Source organism: Methylobacterium aquaticum (assembly GCF_016804325.1).
GTDB lineage: Bacteria > Pseudomonadota > Alphaproteobacteria > Rhizobiales > Beijerinckiaceae > Methylobacterium > Methylobacterium aquaticum_C.
Map to the genome: position 1 here is coordinate 6,471,582 of NZ_CP043627.1, position 15,365 is coordinate 6,486,946.

The 15,365-nt window shown below is 70.0% G+C and carries 21 protein-coding genes; 3 read left to right on the forward strand and 18 right to left on the reverse strand.

The window, feature by feature from the left end; genetic code table 11:
• The first annotated feature begins 151 nt into the window (after positions 1–151).
• Complete coding sequence (locus F1D61_RS29820) at positions 152–751, forward strand: metallophosphoesterase family protein (protein ID WP_082742501.1); 600 nt, start codon at positions 152–154, stop codon at positions 749–751.
• Positions 752–810: 59 nt separating this feature from the next.
• Here the strand turns inward: F1D61_RS29820 and F1D61_RS29825 are convergent, their stop codons facing one another.
• The 14 genes from F1D61_RS29825 to F1D61_RS29890 form a co-directional block, all read right to left on the reverse strand.
• Positions 811–1,131 carry a hypothetical protein gene (locus tag F1D61_RS29825; protein WP_203155627.1) on the reverse strand — a complete coding sequence of 107 codons (321 nt, stop codon included), beginning with the start codon at positions 1,129–1,131 and terminating at the stop codon, positions 811–813.
• On the reverse strand, positions 1,131–1,430 hold the full coding sequence (locus F1D61_RS29830) for a hypothetical protein (RefSeq protein ID WP_060847133.1): 300 nt from the start codon (positions 1,428–1,430) through the stop codon (positions 1,131–1,133). The genes F1D61_RS29825 and F1D61_RS29830 overlap by 1 nt, the downstream gene beginning before the upstream one ends.
• Positions 1,431–1,442: 12 nt before the next feature.
• Positions 1,443–1,862: a hypothetical protein gene (locus F1D61_RS29835; RefSeq protein WP_060847134.1), complete on the reverse strand. Its 420-nt coding sequence runs from the start codon at positions 1,860–1,862 to the stop codon at positions 1,443–1,445.
• A 128-nt stretch (positions 1,863–1,990) separates the two neighbouring features.
• Positions 1,991–2,461, reverse strand: coding sequence for a hypothetical protein (locus F1D61_RS29840; protein ID WP_060847135.1), 471 nt, complete (start codon positions 2,459–2,461; stop codon positions 1,991–1,993).
• A gap of 143 nt (positions 2,462–2,604) precedes the next feature.
• Positions 2,605–2,886: a hypothetical protein gene (locus F1D61_RS29845; RefSeq protein WP_060847136.1), complete on the reverse strand. Its 282-nt coding sequence runs from the start codon at positions 2,884–2,886 to the stop codon at positions 2,605–2,607.
• Positions 2,879–3,286 carry a hypothetical protein gene (locus F1D61_RS29850; RefSeq protein WP_060847137.1) on the reverse strand — a complete coding sequence of 136 codons (408 nt, stop codon included), beginning with the start codon at positions 3,284–3,286 and terminating at the stop codon, positions 2,879–2,881. The genes F1D61_RS29845 and F1D61_RS29850 overlap by 8 nt, the downstream gene beginning before the upstream one ends.
• On the reverse strand, positions 3,279–3,512 hold the full coding sequence (locus F1D61_RS29855; protein WP_060847138.1) for a hypothetical protein: 234 nt from the start codon (positions 3,510–3,512) through the stop codon (positions 3,279–3,281). The genes F1D61_RS29850 and F1D61_RS29855 overlap by 8 nt, the downstream gene beginning before the upstream one ends.
• Positions 3,512–4,267, reverse strand: a complete 756-nt coding sequence (locus tag F1D61_RS29860) for a hypothetical protein (RefSeq protein ID WP_060847139.1) — start codon at positions 4,265–4,267, stop codon at positions 3,512–3,514. Before F1D61_RS29860 ends, F1D61_RS29855 begins: the two co-directional genes overlap by 1 nt.
• Positions 4,268–4,352: 85 nt before the next feature.
• On the reverse strand, positions 4,353–5,561 hold the full coding sequence (locus F1D61_RS29865) for a hypothetical protein (RefSeq protein WP_060847140.1): 1,209 nt from the start codon (positions 5,559–5,561) through the stop codon (positions 4,353–4,355).
• 75 nt (positions 5,562–5,636) lie between these two features.
• Positions 5,637–6,389 (reverse strand): hypothetical protein, encoded by a 753-nt coding sequence (locus F1D61_RS29870; RefSeq protein ID WP_060847141.1) that lies wholly within the window; start codon positions 6,387–6,389, stop codon positions 5,637–5,639.
• Between the two features lie 40 nt (positions 6,390–6,429).
• Positions 6,430–6,774, reverse strand: a complete 345-nt coding sequence (locus tag F1D61_RS29875) for a hypothetical protein (RefSeq protein ID WP_060847142.1) — start codon at positions 6,772–6,774, stop codon at positions 6,430–6,432.
• Positions 6,771–7,091: a hypothetical protein gene (locus F1D61_RS29880; RefSeq protein ID WP_060847143.1), complete on the reverse strand. Its 321-nt coding sequence runs from the start codon at positions 7,089–7,091 to the stop codon at positions 6,771–6,773. The genes F1D61_RS29875 and F1D61_RS29880 overlap by 4 nt, the downstream gene beginning before the upstream one ends.
• A complete protein-coding gene (locus F1D61_RS29885) occupies positions 7,088–7,525 on the reverse strand; it encodes a hypothetical protein (RefSeq protein WP_060847144.1) in 438 nt (145 codons plus the stop codon). Before F1D61_RS29885 ends, F1D61_RS29880 begins: the two co-directional genes overlap by 4 nt.
• Positions 7,518–7,730 (reverse strand): hypothetical protein, encoded by a 213-nt coding sequence (locus F1D61_RS29890; protein WP_060847145.1) that lies wholly within the window; start codon positions 7,728–7,730, stop codon positions 7,518–7,520. Before F1D61_RS29890 ends, F1D61_RS29885 begins: the two co-directional genes overlap by 8 nt.
• Positions 7,731–7,972: 242 nt before the next feature.
• Here F1D61_RS29890 and F1D61_RS29895 point away from each other — a divergent pair, with 242 nt between their 5' ends.
• On the forward strand, positions 7,973–8,434 hold the full coding sequence (locus F1D61_RS29895; protein WP_060847146.1) for a hypothetical protein: 462 nt from the start codon (positions 7,973–7,975) through the stop codon (positions 8,432–8,434).
• A 73-nt stretch (positions 8,435–8,507) separates the two neighbouring features.
• On the forward strand, positions 8,508–9,059 hold the full coding sequence (locus tag F1D61_RS29900; protein WP_203155628.1) for a hypothetical protein: 552 nt from the start codon (positions 8,508–8,510) through the stop codon (positions 9,057–9,059).
• A gap of 173 nt (positions 9,060–9,232) precedes the next feature.
• Here F1D61_RS29900 and F1D61_RS29905 read toward each other — a convergent pair whose 3' ends face one another.
• The 4 genes from F1D61_RS29905 to F1D61_RS29920 all read right to left on the reverse strand — a co-directional run bounded on the left by F1D61_RS29905 (position 9,233) and on the right by F1D61_RS29920 (position 15,288).
• Positions 9,233–9,574 carry a hypothetical protein gene (locus F1D61_RS29905; protein ID WP_060847148.1) on the reverse strand — a complete coding sequence of 114 codons (342 nt, stop codon included), beginning with the start codon at positions 9,572–9,574 and terminating at the stop codon, positions 9,233–9,235.
• Positions 9,575–10,185: 611 nt separating this feature from the next.
• Positions 10,186–11,175 (reverse strand): HWE histidine kinase domain-containing protein, encoded by a 990-nt coding sequence (locus tag F1D61_RS29910; protein WP_244533522.1) that lies wholly within the window; start codon positions 11,173–11,175, stop codon positions 10,186–10,188.
• 218 nt (positions 11,176–11,393) lie between these two features.
• Positions 11,394–13,496 (reverse strand): ATP-binding protein, encoded by a 2,103-nt coding sequence (locus F1D61_RS29915; protein WP_428833409.1) that lies wholly within the window; start codon positions 13,494–13,496, stop codon positions 11,394–11,396.
• Positions 13,497–13,665: 169 nt separating this feature from the next.
• Complete coding sequence (locus F1D61_RS29920; protein WP_060847149.1) at positions 13,666–15,288, reverse strand: sensor histidine kinase; 1,623 nt, start codon at positions 15,286–15,288, stop codon at positions 13,666–13,668.
• Between the last annotated feature and the right edge of the window lie 77 nt (positions 15,289–15,365).

Below are 15,365 nucleotides of genomic sequence, written 5' to 3' on the forward strand. Positions count from 1 at the left end.
TGACGTCAGGAATCGGGAGCTGCGATCCCTGGTCCCACGCACTGATGAGGCCCGCCGTGAAACGCATACGCCGCCCCAAACCGACTGAGACCCATCCCCCGGGGGCGTGACGCCGTGCGCGCAGCCCCCTTCCCGACAGGAGGCTGCCCTGATGAAGACCCAACCGCTCACCCACCACCGCAACCTGACGCCCTCGAAGGGGCAGGTCTGGCTCGTCGGTGATACGCACTTCGGCCACGCCGGGAGCATTGGCCATTCGGGTCGCCCCTTCCGCAACGTCGCCGAGATGGACCGCCTCCTCATCGAGGCCTGGGTCTCGTGCGTCCGCCCGACCGACACCGTCATCCACCTCGGCGACTTCGAGTGGGGTCACACCCCGGAGCGGACCGCGCAGATCTTCGCGGCTCTCCCCGGGAAGAAGCACTTGGTCGTCGGAAACCACGACCGTCCCAGGGTGACGTCGCTCGCCTGGGAGAGCGTGCAGGAACGGCTCACGATCCACGCCGCGGGCCGGAAGGTCGTCGCCGACCACTACCCCCTCCGCGCCTGGCCGGGGAGCTTCCACGGCGCCCTGCACGTCCACGGCCACACGCACGGGACGCTCCCCGGGACGTCCCAGTCCGCCGACGTGGGCGTCGACGTCTGGGGCTACCGGCCGGCGAGGCTGGAGGACGTCATCGCCCGGATGGAGGCGACGCCCGAGGAACCGGAGGAGCGGGCCCGGGCCGAGAAGCGCAAGGCTCAGGCCTGAAACGAGAAGGGCCCCCGGCGGCGAACCGGGGGCCCTTCGGCTATCCAGCTATCTGGCTATCAGGGGCGTGGTCCCCGGAGCTCGGCCTCGATCTCTTCGGCCGCTTCCGTCATGCGGTCGGCGTCGTCCTGCAGGCGATCCGCCTCGGCCTCCAGCCGCTCCGCGTGCTCCCGGAGGATGACCGGCAGGGCCTCGGCGGCCCACGGCAGGATTTCCATCGCGCCCGTGCGCCACCTCGAAACTGACCTTGGATCAATCGTCTCCCGGGGGCCGTCGGGGTGATGTGCCCCCAGGGCCCTGGCCATCGCCTTGGCCCAGTTGTCCGATCCCGTCAGGGCCTCGCCGGCGCGGGCCAGCATCTCGCGCGGGGTCATCGTCATCAGACCTTCTCCCTCCAGACGACGCAGCCCCGGTCGGCGTCGAGCCACATGAACAACTCCAGCGGTTCGAACGGCGAGAACCGCGACCACGCCAGGACCGCACCGCTCATGAGCGTGGCGCCGAATGCGTCCCCGGGGCGCTCCTCCCGATACCAGGCGGGCCGCCGCTTCCCGCAGGACAAGTCGAAATGGGCGAGACGGCTCTTGACCTCCTCGACGTCGACGACGTCGCGCAGGGCGTTCAGGACCGCCTCGGAAGTCGAGTTGCGGTAGCGGGCGGGGATAAATGCGACGACCATGGCGGGGGCTCCTCAGAATACGCCGGGGATGACGGTGCCGAGGGTGTCTTCCTCGTCGTAAAGGTCCCCCAGTTCGTCGAGCAGGCACCGCATATCGAGGTCGATGGTCCTGAGGCTCTCCATCTCGACGGCGGGCCGCTCCTCCGTGGCAGGCCGGACGTACGTGAGCTTGACGCGGTGCTTGCCGACGGCGCCGACGGCGCCGACGTCTTCGTCGTGATGCTCCCAGGCGGTGTAGGCGTCATCCGACGTCGCGGCCTTGACGACGAGGTCGAGGCCCGCGCCGGGGATCGGACGCCAGTCGTCGTCGACGACCTCGGCGTGGAACACGATGGCCTTGCCGCCGGCGATGGACAGCGCGGCCGCGGCAAAGAGGGCGTCCCTCTCGCGGCGCTGCAGCGCGCGCTTGAGGACGTGGACTTTCGTGGTCATCGAGGATGGCTCCTGCGGTGGTTGCGGCGGCTCTTGCCGGCCTAAGGGGAAGGACTGTCCGGCCCCTGGCGGGGTGCCCCGTGAGGGACCCCGCGAGAGGCCGGGGCGCGTGCCCCGGCGGTAGCGGCTCAGTAGGTCCGCTGCTCGATGAAGTCGTCGGCGGTGTCGTCGTCGCTGATGTTGGTGGTGCCGCACCCGATCCACTGCGTGCGCCCGAAGTCGTCCTCGCCGCGCTCGTGGACCTCGTAGGTCTCACGGCCCTGGTACCAGTAGCGGTGCAGCGCGCCGCCGGACCGCCAGAAGAACACGCTCGGCAGGGTGCGGTCGCCCTTGATCGGCTCCAGGCACGCAGCGTCCTCGTAGAGCCCTTCCTCCGGCTCCGAGACGTTGTCGAGGAGGCTCGCGAGCTTGAACTTGAGTTCGGAGAAGGCGCAGGACCCGATCAGCGGGCCGCCACGGTCGGTGGCCTCCCAGGCGGTCGAGGTCCCGAGGCGGTGAATGCCGATGGCGTTGCCGGGACGGGCGCGCTCGATGGCGCGCATAAGGGCGGCGCTGTTCGGCGCATTGCGGATGGCGGTGATGAGAGTGGCGTCGGCCATTAGGATGCTCCTTCTGCTTATGGGAGGATGTGCCCTGCCCATGACCGACATATACGTGCGGTCATGGATGGCGTCAAGCATTCACCAATACAAATCTCGCATTCTCCGAGTGTAAAGCGAGATCAATACTATGTAACGGATGATCAGAAGGGGATTTCGTCGGGACCCCAGGCCGGCGACGGAGGGCGGGAGGCGGCCGCCGGCACGTCGTGGCAGCCGCTTCCGAGGCACCGGCGGTCGACGACGAACTGGCCGTCGACGAGCAGCACCGTCTCGCGGTACCGCTCGCCCGGGGCGATGCCGCCGTCCCGGGGGCAGTCCGTGCAGAACCTCCCCCGGCGGGCGGCGTGCTCCCCCTTCCGGAGCACGCGCACGTCGGGGCCGGTGTCGGGCTCGTCGTCCTCGTCGCCCCAGGGGCTAGCCATGGGCCGCCTCCCCGGAACCGGCGCAGGCGGTGCAGGTCACGGCATCGTGCCAGCCGCATCCCTCGTCGCACGGGTCCTCCTGGCTGCAGCCGCAGGCCCGGCAGACCGAGCCGACGACGGACGGGATGCGGAACCGCGGCTTTCCGCCCGCGCCGTCGATCCACGTCCGGTCGATGCCGTCGATGTTGAGGGCAGCGGTTTCCAGGGCCTTGAGCGCTACTCGCTGGGCCTCGGCGCCAGCCCGGCCGGCCGGGTCTGGGAAAAACTCGGCGATGGCGCCCGCGACGGCGGCCTCCAGGGCCACCGCCCCGATCCGTGCCTGCTGCTCGGGCGAGAGCGTCGCCCAGACGGCCGCGCCGTCGAAGGGGGCCGGCGCGATGTTGCTGTTGTCCTTAGCCATGATCAGCCTCCTTCGGCGCGGGGGCGGCCGCCTCGCCGTCGGCGACGCCGGCGGCCTGCGCGATCAGCGCCAGGACGGCCCAGACGAAGACGAAGCCGGAGGCGAACAGCGCGGCGAAGAGGTCCCAGCCGTGCCCGGCCAGGACGAACAGGATGGCGACGATGGCCGCCGCAGAGAGGGAGACCCGCTCGGGGCCTCCGGCGATGAGAGCGAGGGCGGCGCGCATCAGGCGGCCGTCCTCGCCGGGCGGGCCGGCAGGTCGAGCGGCGTGTACTCGCAGCCTATCGTCGTGATGTAGTGGTCGAAGCGGACCTCGACCTTCAGATCCTCAAAGCGGTCGAAGCCGGTGCGGTCGACGCCGACGACGCCCCGGAGCTCGCGGATCATGTCGAGCCTGCGGTCGAGGTCCTTGACCTGCTCGTCGCTCGGCCCGAAGCGGCACAGGCTGACGGTCAGCACGAGCCTTCGCGGCAGGAGCCTGGCCTCGCACCATTCGACCGCGTCGCCGAGGCTGCGGACCCAGGTCGCAATGAGGTAATCCGCATGGCCGGCGGCGGCGGCGGGTGGGTTCCTGTCGATGTCCTCGAACGCCATCCGGCCGCGGTCGCGCTTGAGCCGCGCCAGGGCCTCCTTCGCCGCCACGTCGACGCCGGCCTCGGCCTGGCGGGCGCAGCCGTCGTCGAGGATCTCGCCGATGAGCCGCGAGCCCCAACGCGCCGCCTTCTCCACCTCCGTCTCGACGGGCACGAACAGCCGCTCGGTGACGGGGCCGGTGTCCGGCTCCGGCTCCGGCTTCCGCACGATCTCGTAGCCCGCCCTGTTGAGGGCCATGATCAGGCAGGTCGCCTCGTTGCCGTGATGGAAGCGCCGGTCCTTGGCTTCCCCCATCTGGAAGGCGTTCGCCAGGGCGTCGCGGATGATGTCCCCGCTGCCGACGGGGGTGGCCTTGAACGGGGCTCGGGTGTCGTTGGTCTGGCGCACGGTGGCTGCCCTGAGAAACCGGGGTGGAGAGGGAAGGAATCGGGGGTGCGCCACTGCCGCCTGGCGCGCGACGGAGGGCGATGCCTCAGGCGGCCCTAGGCTCCGGATCGCGCGCGGCGTCCCAGGCGGACAGGACGACCTCCAGCCAGTTCTTCGGCACGAGAGGGTCGCCGTCCTCCGTCTCCCAGGCCTCGACCAGCGCGACGTGGCGACCGGTCGCCCGTTCGGTGACGACGACGTAGTGGGTGTCCCCGATTTCCGGCTCGTCCGTCAGGGGCGTGTCGGCGTCGTCCATGCCGGCGAGCGTCACCCGGCAGCCGTACCGCTCGGCCATGTCGTCAGCGGCCTGCCAGCGCAGACCCAGGTTCTTCCACTCGGGCTCCGGCGCCTCGGTGTTGGCGGTCCGGATCTCCGTGCCGGGCGGGAGCTCGAACGTGGCACCCGGCTTCAGCGCCACGGTCTCCGTCGCGCTCCACGCCGGAGGGTAGGACAGGCCGAAGCTGGCGGCACGCGCCCGCTCCTCGGCGATCTTGCGGTCGACCTCGACCGGGTCGCCGCCCATCTGGCGGATGACGTCGTCACGGGACATGTACCCCGCCCGGCAGGCCGCGAGCCACTTCTGGATGTCCTTGAGGCTGACGAAATCCCAGTTGCCGAGCCGGCGGGCGAACTCGATGCGGTCTTCGGTGGCCGAACCGGACACCGGGGCACGGGATGCGCCTTCGGCAAGAGCGCGGACTTCCTCGACGATGGTCCAGATCTCGAACGAGTGGCCGGGACCGTGAAGGATGGTCACGATGTTGCGCAGGCCGGTCTCCCAGCGGCGCTCGTAGCGCTCGCGGTCCGAACCGGTCATCTCCGGGGCCTCCGGCGGACGCACCTCGCGAACCAGGTCCTCGTAGGGGCCGACGACCAGCCTGTCGGGTGCCGGCTCGTCGGGGGCCAGGAACCGGCTCTCGACCCACGAGAAGGCGACCCAGCGCGAGCGAACGTCGCCACCGCCCTCACGGTCATTGGCGAGCGCCTTCGCGGCCCGGGTCACGGTGGCGACGTCGGAGCCCTCCGGAGCCAGAAGCGTGTGCGAGGTGAAGACGGGCCAGCCGATGCGCACGCTGAACTGAACTTGCTGAGCAGTCTGCGGCTTCCGCACGATCTCGAAGCCCGCCCTGTTGAGGGCATCCATCACGTCGGAAGCGATGACCTCACCCGCCGCGGGATGGTCGAGGTCGATCCCCGTGAGGCATGCGTTGAAGGCTTTGTCGAAGGCTGCCTTGGAGGCTTGGTTCTGGCGCACGCGGCGCTCCTGATGAAACCGAGGTTGCGGGTGGATGGAGGGCGCCACCGTCGCCTGGCGCGTCGACGGAGGCCCTCAGGCCGCGGCGGCGAGGGGCTGCTCGTCGCGCTTCAGCATCTCGGCGAGCTCAGGGGCGTCGGCATGAGCCGAGAACCAAGCGGCGACGCGGCCATGGCGGGTGACGTAGAACTCGCCGTCGATCAGCTCGCGCAGGAGCAGGTGCGGCTCGCCGGCCGGGATGACGAGGCCGGTTCCGTGGCAGACGTGGTCCTTGCGGCCGCGGACGACCTTCCGCGCGAGCTCGCGCACGTCGCCTTCCTTGCCGCCGTCGAAGGGCATCATCTGCAGGAAGTCGTCGTCGGTGACCTGCTCGGCGGCGCGGAGCTTGATCCACGCGAGGTCGGCGTCGTTCCAGCGCCCGCTCTCGATCCGGTCGATGATGCGGCCCTGGAGGTTGCGGAAGTGCTCGGGCATCTCCGGCTCCTCCATGTAGGCGACGACGATCTCCCAGACGTCCCACTTGGCCTTGGAGCCGAAGATCTCGACGATGGCCTCCAGGCGGGCGACGCAGTCCTCCGTCGCGAGCCGGTAGATGCCGGCGGCGAGGTCCTCGAACATGCGGTCGGCGGGCCGGAGCTCGGCGATGCGGGCGCCCCGGTTGTCGCAATCGAAGACATGCGCGTCGAGCCGGTAGGCCAGCCTCTGCCCGTTGCCCTCGCAACGGAAGGCTTGGTCCCGCCAGACGGCGTAATTGGCCCAGGCGGTGTCGGGAAGCTCGTCGACCCAGCGATGGGGCTGGTACGGGGTCTCGGTGGTCTGGCGCCTCATCGGGCGCTCCTATGGAAACCGGGGTTGCGGGAAGGGTGGATCAGTCGTCGGCCAGCGAGGGCTGGCGACGGCGTTCGGCGCGCAGGGCCTGGTAGTGCTGGCCCTGGAGTTCGCGGCGGTATTCGGCCTCGATGGCCGGGTCCATGAGCAGCAGGGCGCGGTCCATCATCGCCTTCTCCGCGAGCGCATCGGCCCTGGAGACCTCGGCCTCGTCCGGGGCGTCCCAGTTGATGCCGTCGTGCGAGAACTCGATGTCGAGGTCGGCCTCCATCGCCCATAGGGCGCCGAGGTCGACGAGGCTGCGTTCCATGTCCCGGTCGCCGGCCGTACGCGCCGCGGAAAGGCGGGCGGTCAGGTCATCGACGGTCGTGATGGTATCGGTCATGCGTCTCTCCCGAGGGTGGCGGCGACGAGGGCGACCGCCGCGGCAACGCCGGCCTCGCCGGAGGCCTGGACGGCGAGGAACCGGAAGGTCGGCGGCGGGGCGTCGTCGCGGATGACGCCGGTCTTCGGGTCGCGGCGCAGGCCGAGGTGGGCCAGCACCGCCGGGTGGATCGCCTGCCGACCGAGGAGGCCTTTGCTGACGGCCGTCTGGGCCGCTCCGCGCGTCAGCGGGAGCTGACGGGCGATGGCTTGCTGCGAGGGGGCTGCCTCGACGGCCTTGGCGAGCCGGGCGCGGGCTTGGCGTTCGGTCAGAATCATGCCGACCTCCGGGGCGTCATCGGCGGCAGCTTCATCCCAGGCCGCGGCGGCAGGACCGGGCGAGGTGGCGCCACCGGGGCGGGCTCCGGCACCGGCGCGGGTTCCGGCTGCGGCGCGGCGGCGGCCTCCGCGGCCTCCTTGGCCTTCGCCTCGGCGCGTGCCCGGGCCGCGGCGTAAGGGTCGTAGTACGTCGGGGGCGGCGCCGGCTCGAACGGCTGGCGGTATTCCGTCAGCTTCCCGGCGAGGCGCTGGATCTCGGCCTTGGCGGCCTTCAGCAACGCCCGTTCGGTCTCGGCCACTTGCTCGCGAAGGCCCTGGCCCTGGTAGTGCTCCAGGCCGTCGGCGGCGAAACGGCATTCGGACATCAGCGCGGAGAGCCGCGCGCGGGTCTCCCTGGCGCCGAGGCGGTCGAGGCCGCTGGTCCACTTATCCATGGGACGCCTCCACGGGCCGGTACTCGACGGAGGTGTGCTTCGTCAGGCCGAGGGCCCGAAGGATCGCGGGGCCCGGGTCGCGACGGCCCGCCAGGGCGTCGTGGACATAGACCGTCGACACACGATGCTCGCGCGCGAAGGCGGTCTGCCCTCCCGCTTTATCTATGCTCGCCCGCAGGCGCTCCCTGACCTCATCGACCGTCACGACGCTCTCCTAGCTATTGACGCGTAGAAGCGTAATATGCGTCGGAGCGCATTACAAGGGCTACTCGGGTGCAAACCCGGCGGCGACTGCTGGGTGCAATCTGGGTCACGAGGCGAAAGCTTCGACTTTCGAAGGATTACATCATGAGTTCTTGGGGCGAGACGAAGGACGGGGCGACCAATCCTTCAAGGACAGGGACGCCAGTCCTTGTCCTGCCGGCCTGGGAGAGGGCGTACCGGGCGGTGCTCGCCGAGGATTTCCTCGCGCTGGGTGCGCGGATTTGTCCTGTGCAGAGGACCGACGAGCGTGTCCGGAGGGGCCGGTACGAGTACAGCTATCCCCGCGCGCACTACGCAGTGCCCCACGGCGCCGTCGTCGCCGTGGCCCCCGGCTCCGGACGCGTGCCGCACCGGGCCTACGTCGGCCGGGACGACGGCGTGGCCGAGATCTCCTCCGCGGCGGCCGAGGACCTGCTCGATCCCGCCGGCGCGAATCGGCGCGCATGGCGGCGCCGGGTGCTCGCCTCGGGGCTGACGGAGACGCCGCGCCGGTTCCGGATGGCGCCCGGCCACGGGTTCGAGCCGGAGACGATCTACGACTGGTGCAGGCAGGAGTACGTGGCCGCCTGCACGAAGGCGGGGGAGAGGTACGTATGGCTACGCGCAGTCACGTATGCCGAGGCCGTCGCGCTTGGGATCGCGTGACGTACCGAGGGCAGCGCGTGTCGTATGCGTCGGGCCGCGGCAGGATGGCGGTGTCGGTCCTTAGGAGGGGATGATGAGGAAGATGTTGGCCGCATTCGCCCGGGCGCTCGCCGCGATGGGCCTAGTCATGGTGATGGTGGTTTGGGAAGGCGGAAAGCTCGTCTTGAAGACCGTCCGCGGCGTCCTGGCGCCGCGGCCCCCGGTCGCCGAAGCTGAGGCCGAGCTCGCGCACGAGATGGCGCAGCCGGCCGGCCCGAAGCCGCCGTCGCCGGCCGAGGCCTGGGGCCGCGCCGCGCTGCACTATCTCATGGGCGAGGCTCCGGAAGCCTCCGCGGCGCTGGACGATGCCGCCCGGGCCTATCTCGATGCCCTTTCCGAGGATCAGCAAGTCGCCCTGGCGCAGCACGACAACCGCACGGTCGGGCGTCATCTCCTGCGCGAGCGCCTCCTGCCGGACCTGCCGCGTCCAATGAGCCCGAGCGAGTACCGCAACATCGAGGCGACCCGCGCGGCGGCCGGGGCGGCAGAGGCGCACCAGCGCCTCGTAGGCGACGACGCCAAGCGCCGCCACTTCATCGAGGTCCTCGATGAACTCCTCGCCGAGCCGATGCCACGAGGCCTCTGATCGCGCCACCGCCGGAACGACGAAGCCCGCCCTGGTCGCCCGGGGCGGGCTTTTTCGTGCCCGCAAATAAATCTGTGGATAACGTTCTTTCTTGCTTAAACCGGCTTGACCATTGCGCCCAGCGCACATCTCGGCATCACCGCAGCATCCCGTGATGCCGCACGGATGCCGTGTCAGCCCCGGGCGCGCTTGGCCCTGGCGATGATCGCGCGCCGCATGATGGCGTCCCGGAGCCGGTCGTCCTCGGCCCGGGCGTGCTGCTCGGCCCGCTCGGCGGCGAACGCGGCCGCGACGCGCCGGGCCCGGAGGACCGCAGCCTGCTGACGGATCACGCGGGCTTCCGCGTATGCCGCCCGATGCTGGACGAGGACGCCTGCCAGCCCCAGGGCGATGCTCTGCATCGGGGCATCAAAGGCCTGCACGACGTTGTGGGCTTGGTTCGTCATCAGGGCGGCCTCCATCTCACCGGCGTGCCCATAGGAGATCGGGATCCCGAATCCCTTGTCGAGCCCCATCCCGCCAACGTGGTTACCGATACCCTTGCTGCCTGTGGACAGCTGGTTGACGGGCCGCCCTCGGTACGTGCGCGGGATACGAACAGACGACCCCTTCGGCTCCCCCGTTACACCGGCACGGTACGAACACCCCCTCACTGGAGGGCGACGTAGCCGACGAGATCGGCCAGGGCGGTGTCCTGCATCGCCGGCGTTGACGAGGCAGGGGTTGCCCGACGTCGTCGTGAGCGGCGGCGCCGTCCTGCCCGCCGCGAAGACGACGGTGCCGATGACGCAGCCTTTTACATTCAAAATCAGCATAGGTTGCTTCGGCCGATACAGTGCCGACCGATCACACGCGGAAGGACAGCTCACCGCTCTGGTTCTGGCTTATAGCTCCGCCGGGCGGCCATGACAGCAATTGATATGCGAACATCTGACCACTTGCAGATCTTCGAACCTGCTGGCCGGGATGTCCGCTTGTAAGGAAGAAGCGGACCTTTGTACGGCGGTTACATTGTCGGCATGTTGGGGCAGATAAGCGACCGGAGGGCCTGAATGGCGGCGACCGATCCGAGGAGACCGGACAGATACGTGATGACCCCGGGCCACATCCGGCGGCTCGATGCTTCTCAGCCCTGAGCCTCGGGCAAGGGCATCCGGACGGAGACCCGTATTCCGTCCCGTGCGAAGTCCACGTCCACCTCGGCCCCGGTCTGGGCGGCCAGGACCTTGTTGAGAAGCCTGTGCCCGAAGCCATGGCGCGTGGGATGCGAGACCGGGGGCCCGTCATGCTCCGCCCAATCCCAGCGGAGGGCGCGGCCTGACGGCCCCTCCTCGATCCGCCAAGCCACCTGGAGCCGCCCGTCCGGATCGGCCAGCGAACCATGCAGGAGGGCGTTGGTGGTGAGTTCGTGCAGGGCCATGCCGATGGGCACGGCAAGCTCCGACGGCAGCACGACTTTGGGGCCGTCCAAAGTCAGGCGCCCACGCTCGTCGTAGGGACCGAGTTCGGCCCGCAGCAATCCCTCGAAGACGGCGGCCTGGGCCACGTCCTCGGTAATGAGGGCATGCGTCCTCGCGAGCGACGTGATCCGCCCCGACAGGGCCCGCGTGAACTCCGGGATCGTGAGCGAGGAACGAACGGTGGCGTTCACCACGGCCTGGACGGTGGCGAGGGTGTTCTTCACGCGATGGTGCAGTTCGCGAACCATCAGCGCCTGACGGTCCTCGAAGGCACGCCGCCCGGTCACGTCGCGCTGCAGCGAGACCCAGTGAGAGACGCGTCCGTCATCCGCGCGCACGGGCGTGATCAGCCATTCGACCGTGTACGTCGAGCCGTCCTTGCGGTAGTTGACCGCCTCCCCTTGGAACTGCTCGCCCGCCGTCAGCGCGGCGCGCATTCGTCCCAGCACCGCGCGATCCGTATCGGGTCCCTGCAGAAATCGGGGCGTCCGCCCGAGGACCTCGGATGCCTCGTACCCGGTCATGCGGGCGAAGGCGGGGTTTGCATACTCGATGCGGGGCCCGGGCTCGTCTAGCTCGGCCGACGTGATGAGGACGGCCTCCCCCGACGCTTCGACGGCGGCGCGCAGCAGCCTGAGATCGACCGTGGCCGTCACCGTCTCGTCTCCTCCCGACAACCTTCCACCCCTGTGCTCGTCAGCTTCCATCCGCTCCCGAACCCGATCCAGGGCCGCGGCGGCCATACCGGTTCAAACTTACGTTAAGCGGTCGGGTTGCTGAGGCCGAATGTCCGAAGGCGGCGCTCGACCCGGCCCCGCGTACGACGACCGCGGGCGTCGCGGACCCGTACGCGCCGTCCCGGGGTCGGCGGCGCTCAGCGCATAATCAATTCGCGGATGCGGGCGGCCAGGGCTTCCACGGCGAACGGCTTCGTCAGCACGGCCATGCCCGGTTCGAGATGGCCGTCGGAGAGAAGGGCGTTCTCGGCGAAGCCCGTGATGAACAGGACCTTCAGGTCCGGGCGGCCCACCCGCGCCGCGTCGGCCATCTGGCGACCGTTCAGGCCCCCGGGCAGGCCGACGTCGGTCACGAGCAGGTCAACCCGCGCGTCCGATCGCAGGACCCTGAGACCGCCGGCCGCGTCCGCCGCCTCGACGGCGGTATAACCGAGGTCGCCCAACACGTCCGTCACGAGCATCCGGACGCTGGGCTCATCGTCCACGACCAGCACCGTCTCGCCAGCCTCAGCGACGGACAGGAGCCCGACCTGCGGCGGCGCCTCGTCCCGCTCCGCTTGTCCCCGGTGGCGAGGCAGGTAGATGCTGACGGTGGTGCCCCGGCCCTCCTCGGAGTGGATGCGCACCTGGCCGCCCGACTGCTTGGCGAAGCCGTAGATCATCGACAGGCCGAGGCCGGTGCCCTGCCCGAGCGGCTTGGTGGTGAAGAACGGCTCGAACACCTTGGCGACCACCTCCGGCGGCATGCCGGTGCCGGTGTCGGAAACGGAGAGCGACAGGTACTCGCCCGCGGGCATGTCCTGCCGCCGGGCCGCCTGGTGGTCGATCCGACGGTTGGCGGTCTCGATGACGATGCGCCCGCCGTCGGGCATCGCATCCCGGGCGTTGATGCAGAGGTTGAGTAGCGCGTTCTCTAGCTGCGAGGGATCGACCAGCGCGGGCCACAGGTCGGGCAGGCCCACGGTCTCGACATGCACGGCCGGTCCGACCGTTCGCCGGACCATATCGAGCATCCCGTCGACGAGGGCGTTCACGTCGGTGCCCTTCGGCGCAAGGGTCTGCCGGCGCGAGAAGGCCAGGAGACGGTGCGTCAGCGCGGCCGCCCGCCTCGTCGCGCCCTGCGCGGTCACCATGTACCGGTCGACGTCGGAGAAACGCCCTTGCACGATGCGGGTGCCCATCAACTCAAGGCTGCCGGAAATGCCGGCGAGCAGGTTGTTGAAGTCGTGCGCCAGGCCCCCGGTCAGTTGCCCGACCGCCTCCATCTTCTGGGACTGGCGCAGTTGCTCCTCGGCGTTCATCAGCTCGGCCGTGCGTTCGCCGACGCGCTGCTCCAGGGTCTCGTTCAGGGCGCGCAACTGGGTGATAGCCCGGTCGCGTTCCTGCTCGACGGTACGGCGCTCCTCAACGTCGAGGAGTACGCCCGGGAAGCTCAGCGGCGTCCCGTCCGGCCCGTGGTCGACCCGACCATTGGCCTCGATCCAATAGTATCGCCCGTCGGCCCGGCGCACCCGGTACTGGTGAGCGTAGGCGCCGCCACGGGCTACGGCCTCGTTGATGGCGGCCGCCAGCCCGTCCTGGTCGTCGGGGTGAACGGTCGCGACGATCTGGGCAAGCGGGATGCCCTCGCGTCCAAGCGCCGGGTCGAGCCCGAAGCTGCGGGCGAAGGCCTCGTCGACCGTGAACCGGTCGGTGGGCAGGTCCCAATGCCACGTGCCGATGATGGCGCCGGCTGCCAGCGCCAGTTGCACGCGCTCGATGTTGGCGCGGGCGACCGCCTCGCTGGCGCGCAGGCGTTCCTCCGCTTCGCGTCGGGCGGTGACGTCGTTGAAGATGATGGCGATCTGACGCTCGGCCGGGTCGCCGACCGGGACGGCCCGCACGTCGAACCAGCGTGAGAATGCCTCGGCGTAGCTCTCGAAATTCTCCGGCTCCCGGGTCTTGGCAACTCGTCCGTAGGTCTCGAACCAGAACCGCTCCAGGTTCGGGGCGAACTCGGTGACCCACTTACCGCGCAGGTTGACGCCGGCCTCGCGCTCGAAGGCCGGGTTGGCCTCCAGGAACCGGTAATCGACCGGCCGGTCGTCGGCATCGAACTTAACCTGGACGATGGCGAAGGCCGCCTCGACCGTCTCCAGAAGCGTCCGGAAGCGCTCCTCGCTCGCCCGCAGGCGCAGGACCTCGGCCTCAAGCTCCTCGCGGGAAAGGGTTGTCAGGACGCCCCCTGTCACAAATTCCATCCTTGCCGGACGCTCGAAGGCGACGGCTCTTGCCAATGTCGGGTGTCGGGACGTGACGGTTCGAACCGCCGCGGGTGCCGCGGCCATGTGCGCGAGGTCCGGTCCGGTGGAAACCACGCGAATGCGGCTCCCGCTGGGCGGGATGCCCGCAATCCTTGCACGTCAACCTTCAGCTGTCGGCCTTGATCTCGGCGAGGCTGGCGGTCAGGTCGCAGGTGACGCCCTCGGCAGGGTAGGCCAGGTTCACCTCTCCCCCGATGGTCCCGGCCAGCCCGCGCTCGATCAGACGGCTGCCGAAGCCCCGTCGGGTTGGTGGCGTGACCTGCGGCCCGCCGACCTCCCGCCAGCGCAGGCGGATCACCGGCTCGTGCCCATCGCGCCCGATGCTCCATTCGATCAGCACGCAACCTTGCGGCGTCGAAAGCGCCCCGTACTTGGCGGCGTTGGTTGCGAGTTCGTGGACCATCAGGGCCAGTGAAAGGGCGGCCCTCGACCCGACGCGCACGTGGGGGCCGGACAGCCGGAACCGCCCGGCCACGGCATCGTCGTGGATGGCCAGCGAGCCCCGGATCACCTCTTCGAGGCCGGCGCCCTCGCGGGTGCCGGCGAGGAGGATGTCGTGGGCCTTGCCCATGGCGACGAGGCGGTCGGCGAGGGCGTCGCGCGCCGCGTCGAGGTCCGGCGCGTTGCGCATGGTCTGGGCGGCGATGGCCTGCACCATCGCGAGGGTGTTCTTGAGGCGGTGACTGAGCTCCCGGTTCAGCAGCGCCTGCCGCTCCTCGGCCCGCAGGCGGGCGATCCCGGCCTGGACCCGGTCGGCGACGTTGCGCGCGAAGGAAGCTTCCTCCGCCGTCCAGCGCCGGCGCGCCGTGTCGTGGACGAGGAACACCCCGACCGTGCGACCACGTTCGCGAACCGGAACGTTGAGCAGGCTCCGGATGCCGAGGGCCGCGAACCGCTCGGCTTCGCCCGAGGTGCGCGCATCCTCGGTCACGTCGTCGACCACGAGCGTGTCGCCGCGCCGGAGCACAGGGCCGACCTCGCCGTAATCGGCGATGCGGTGGCGACCGGAGAGGCTCGCCATGCCCGGGACGGCCCAGTCGTCGGGCACCGTCAAAACATCGCCCGACCCGTCCATCTCGCCGTAGGCCGCCCGCTTGGCGGCAAGGGTCCGGCCCACGACCTCGGTGGCCACTGCGGTCATCTCGGGGACGGTGCAGGCATCCCGCAACCGGTCGCCTAGTTCGATCAGGGCGTTCCGGCGCTCGAGCGCGCCCTGCATCTGGGTGACCTGGCGGCGCTCGCGCAGGAGGACCATCACCTGCCGGGCAAGGCGCCTCAGAGCGTCGGCCTCGTGGGGAGCCAGGCCGCCCGGGCGCGGATGGTGGTCGATCACGCACAGGCTGCCCAGAACCTGGCCGTCCGAGTCCCGAAGGGGGGCGCCGGCGTAGAACCGGATGTGCGGCTCGCCCGTGACGAGCGGGTTCCCGCGGGTGCGGGGGTCGGCGGCAAGGTCCGGGATTACGAGCAGGTCCGGCTCGCTCAGCGCGTAGACGCAGACGGACGCATCGAGGGCCGTCTCGCAAAGGGGGAAGCCCGCCCGCGCCTTGAACCATTGCCGGTTGGCCGCGACCAGGCTGACCAGGGCCCGGCAGATGAGGCGCGCGATCTGGACGGCATCATCGAAGCCCTCCTCCGGCGCCGTGTCGAGCACGTCGAGAGCCTCCAGCGCGGCGAGGCGCTTCGGGTCGGCGGCATCGGCCCTGATGGTTGCCGGTGAGGTATGGATCATCGCCGTGGAACCAAATCACTTTCCACGCGTTGTATCGCCCCTTTTAACAAATGTCAGGTCATGAATAACGCTGAGGC

Bases quoted from the DNA above. Each gene is read 5' to 3' on its own strand.
- F1D61_RS29870 (WP_060847141.1), bottom strand. From the start codon at position 6,389: ATGAGGCGCCAGACCACCGAGACCCCGTACCAGCCCCATCGCTGGGTC.
- F1D61_RS29835 (WP_060847134.1), bottom strand. From the start codon at position 1,862: ATGACCACGAAAGTCCACGTCCTCAAGCGCGCGCTGCAGCGCCGCGAG.
- F1D61_RS29825 (WP_203155627.1), bottom strand. From the start codon at position 1,131: ATGACGATGACCCCGCGCGAGATGCTGGCCCGCGCCGGCGAGGCCCTG.
- F1D61_RS29905 (WP_060847148.1), bottom strand. From the start codon at position 9,574: ATGGGGCTCGACAAGGGATTCGGGATCCCGATCTCCTATGGGCACGCC.
- F1D61_RS29845 (WP_060847136.1), bottom strand. From the start codon at position 2,886: ATGGCTAGCCCCTGGGGCGACGAGGACGACGAGCCCGACACCGGCCCC.
- F1D61_RS29840 (WP_060847135.1), bottom strand. From the start codon at position 2,461: ATGGCCGACGCCACTCTCATCACCGCCATCCGCAATGCGCCGAACAGC.
- F1D61_RS29915 (WP_428833409.1), bottom strand. From the start codon at position 13,496: ATGGAATTTGTGACAGGGGGCGTCCTGACAACCCTTTCCCGCGAGGAG.
- F1D61_RS29920 (WP_060847149.1), bottom strand. From the start codon at position 15,288: ATGATCCATACCTCACCGGCAACCATCAGGGCCGATGCCGCCGACCCG.
- F1D61_RS29900 (WP_203155628.1), top strand. From the start codon at position 8,508: ATGAGGAAGATGTTGGCCGCATTCGCCCGGGCGCTCGCCGCGATGGGC.
- F1D61_RS29830 (WP_060847133.1), bottom strand. From the start codon at position 1,430: ATGGTCGTCGCATTTATCCCCGCCCGCTACCGCAACTCGACTTCCGAG.
- F1D61_RS29855 (WP_060847138.1), bottom strand. From the start codon at position 3,512: ATGCGCGCCGCCCTCGCTCTCATCGCCGGAGGCCCCGAGCGGGTCTCC.
- F1D61_RS29850 (WP_060847137.1), bottom strand. From the start codon at position 3,286: ATGGCTAAGGACAACAGCAACATCGCGCCGGCCCCCTTCGACGGCGCG.
- F1D61_RS29875 (WP_060847142.1), bottom strand. From the start codon at position 6,774: ATGACCGATACCATCACGACCGTCGATGACCTGACCGCCCGCCTTTCC.
- F1D61_RS29885 (WP_060847144.1), bottom strand. From the start codon at position 7,525: ATGGATAAGTGGACCAGCGGCCTCGACCGCCTCGGCGCCAGGGAGACC.
- F1D61_RS29880 (WP_060847143.1), bottom strand. From the start codon at position 7,091: ATGATTCTGACCGAACGCCAAGCCCGCGCCCGGCTCGCCAAGGCCGTC.
- F1D61_RS29820 (WP_082742501.1), top strand. From the start codon at position 152: ATGAAGACCCAACCGCTCACCCACCACCGCAACCTGACGCCCTCGAAG.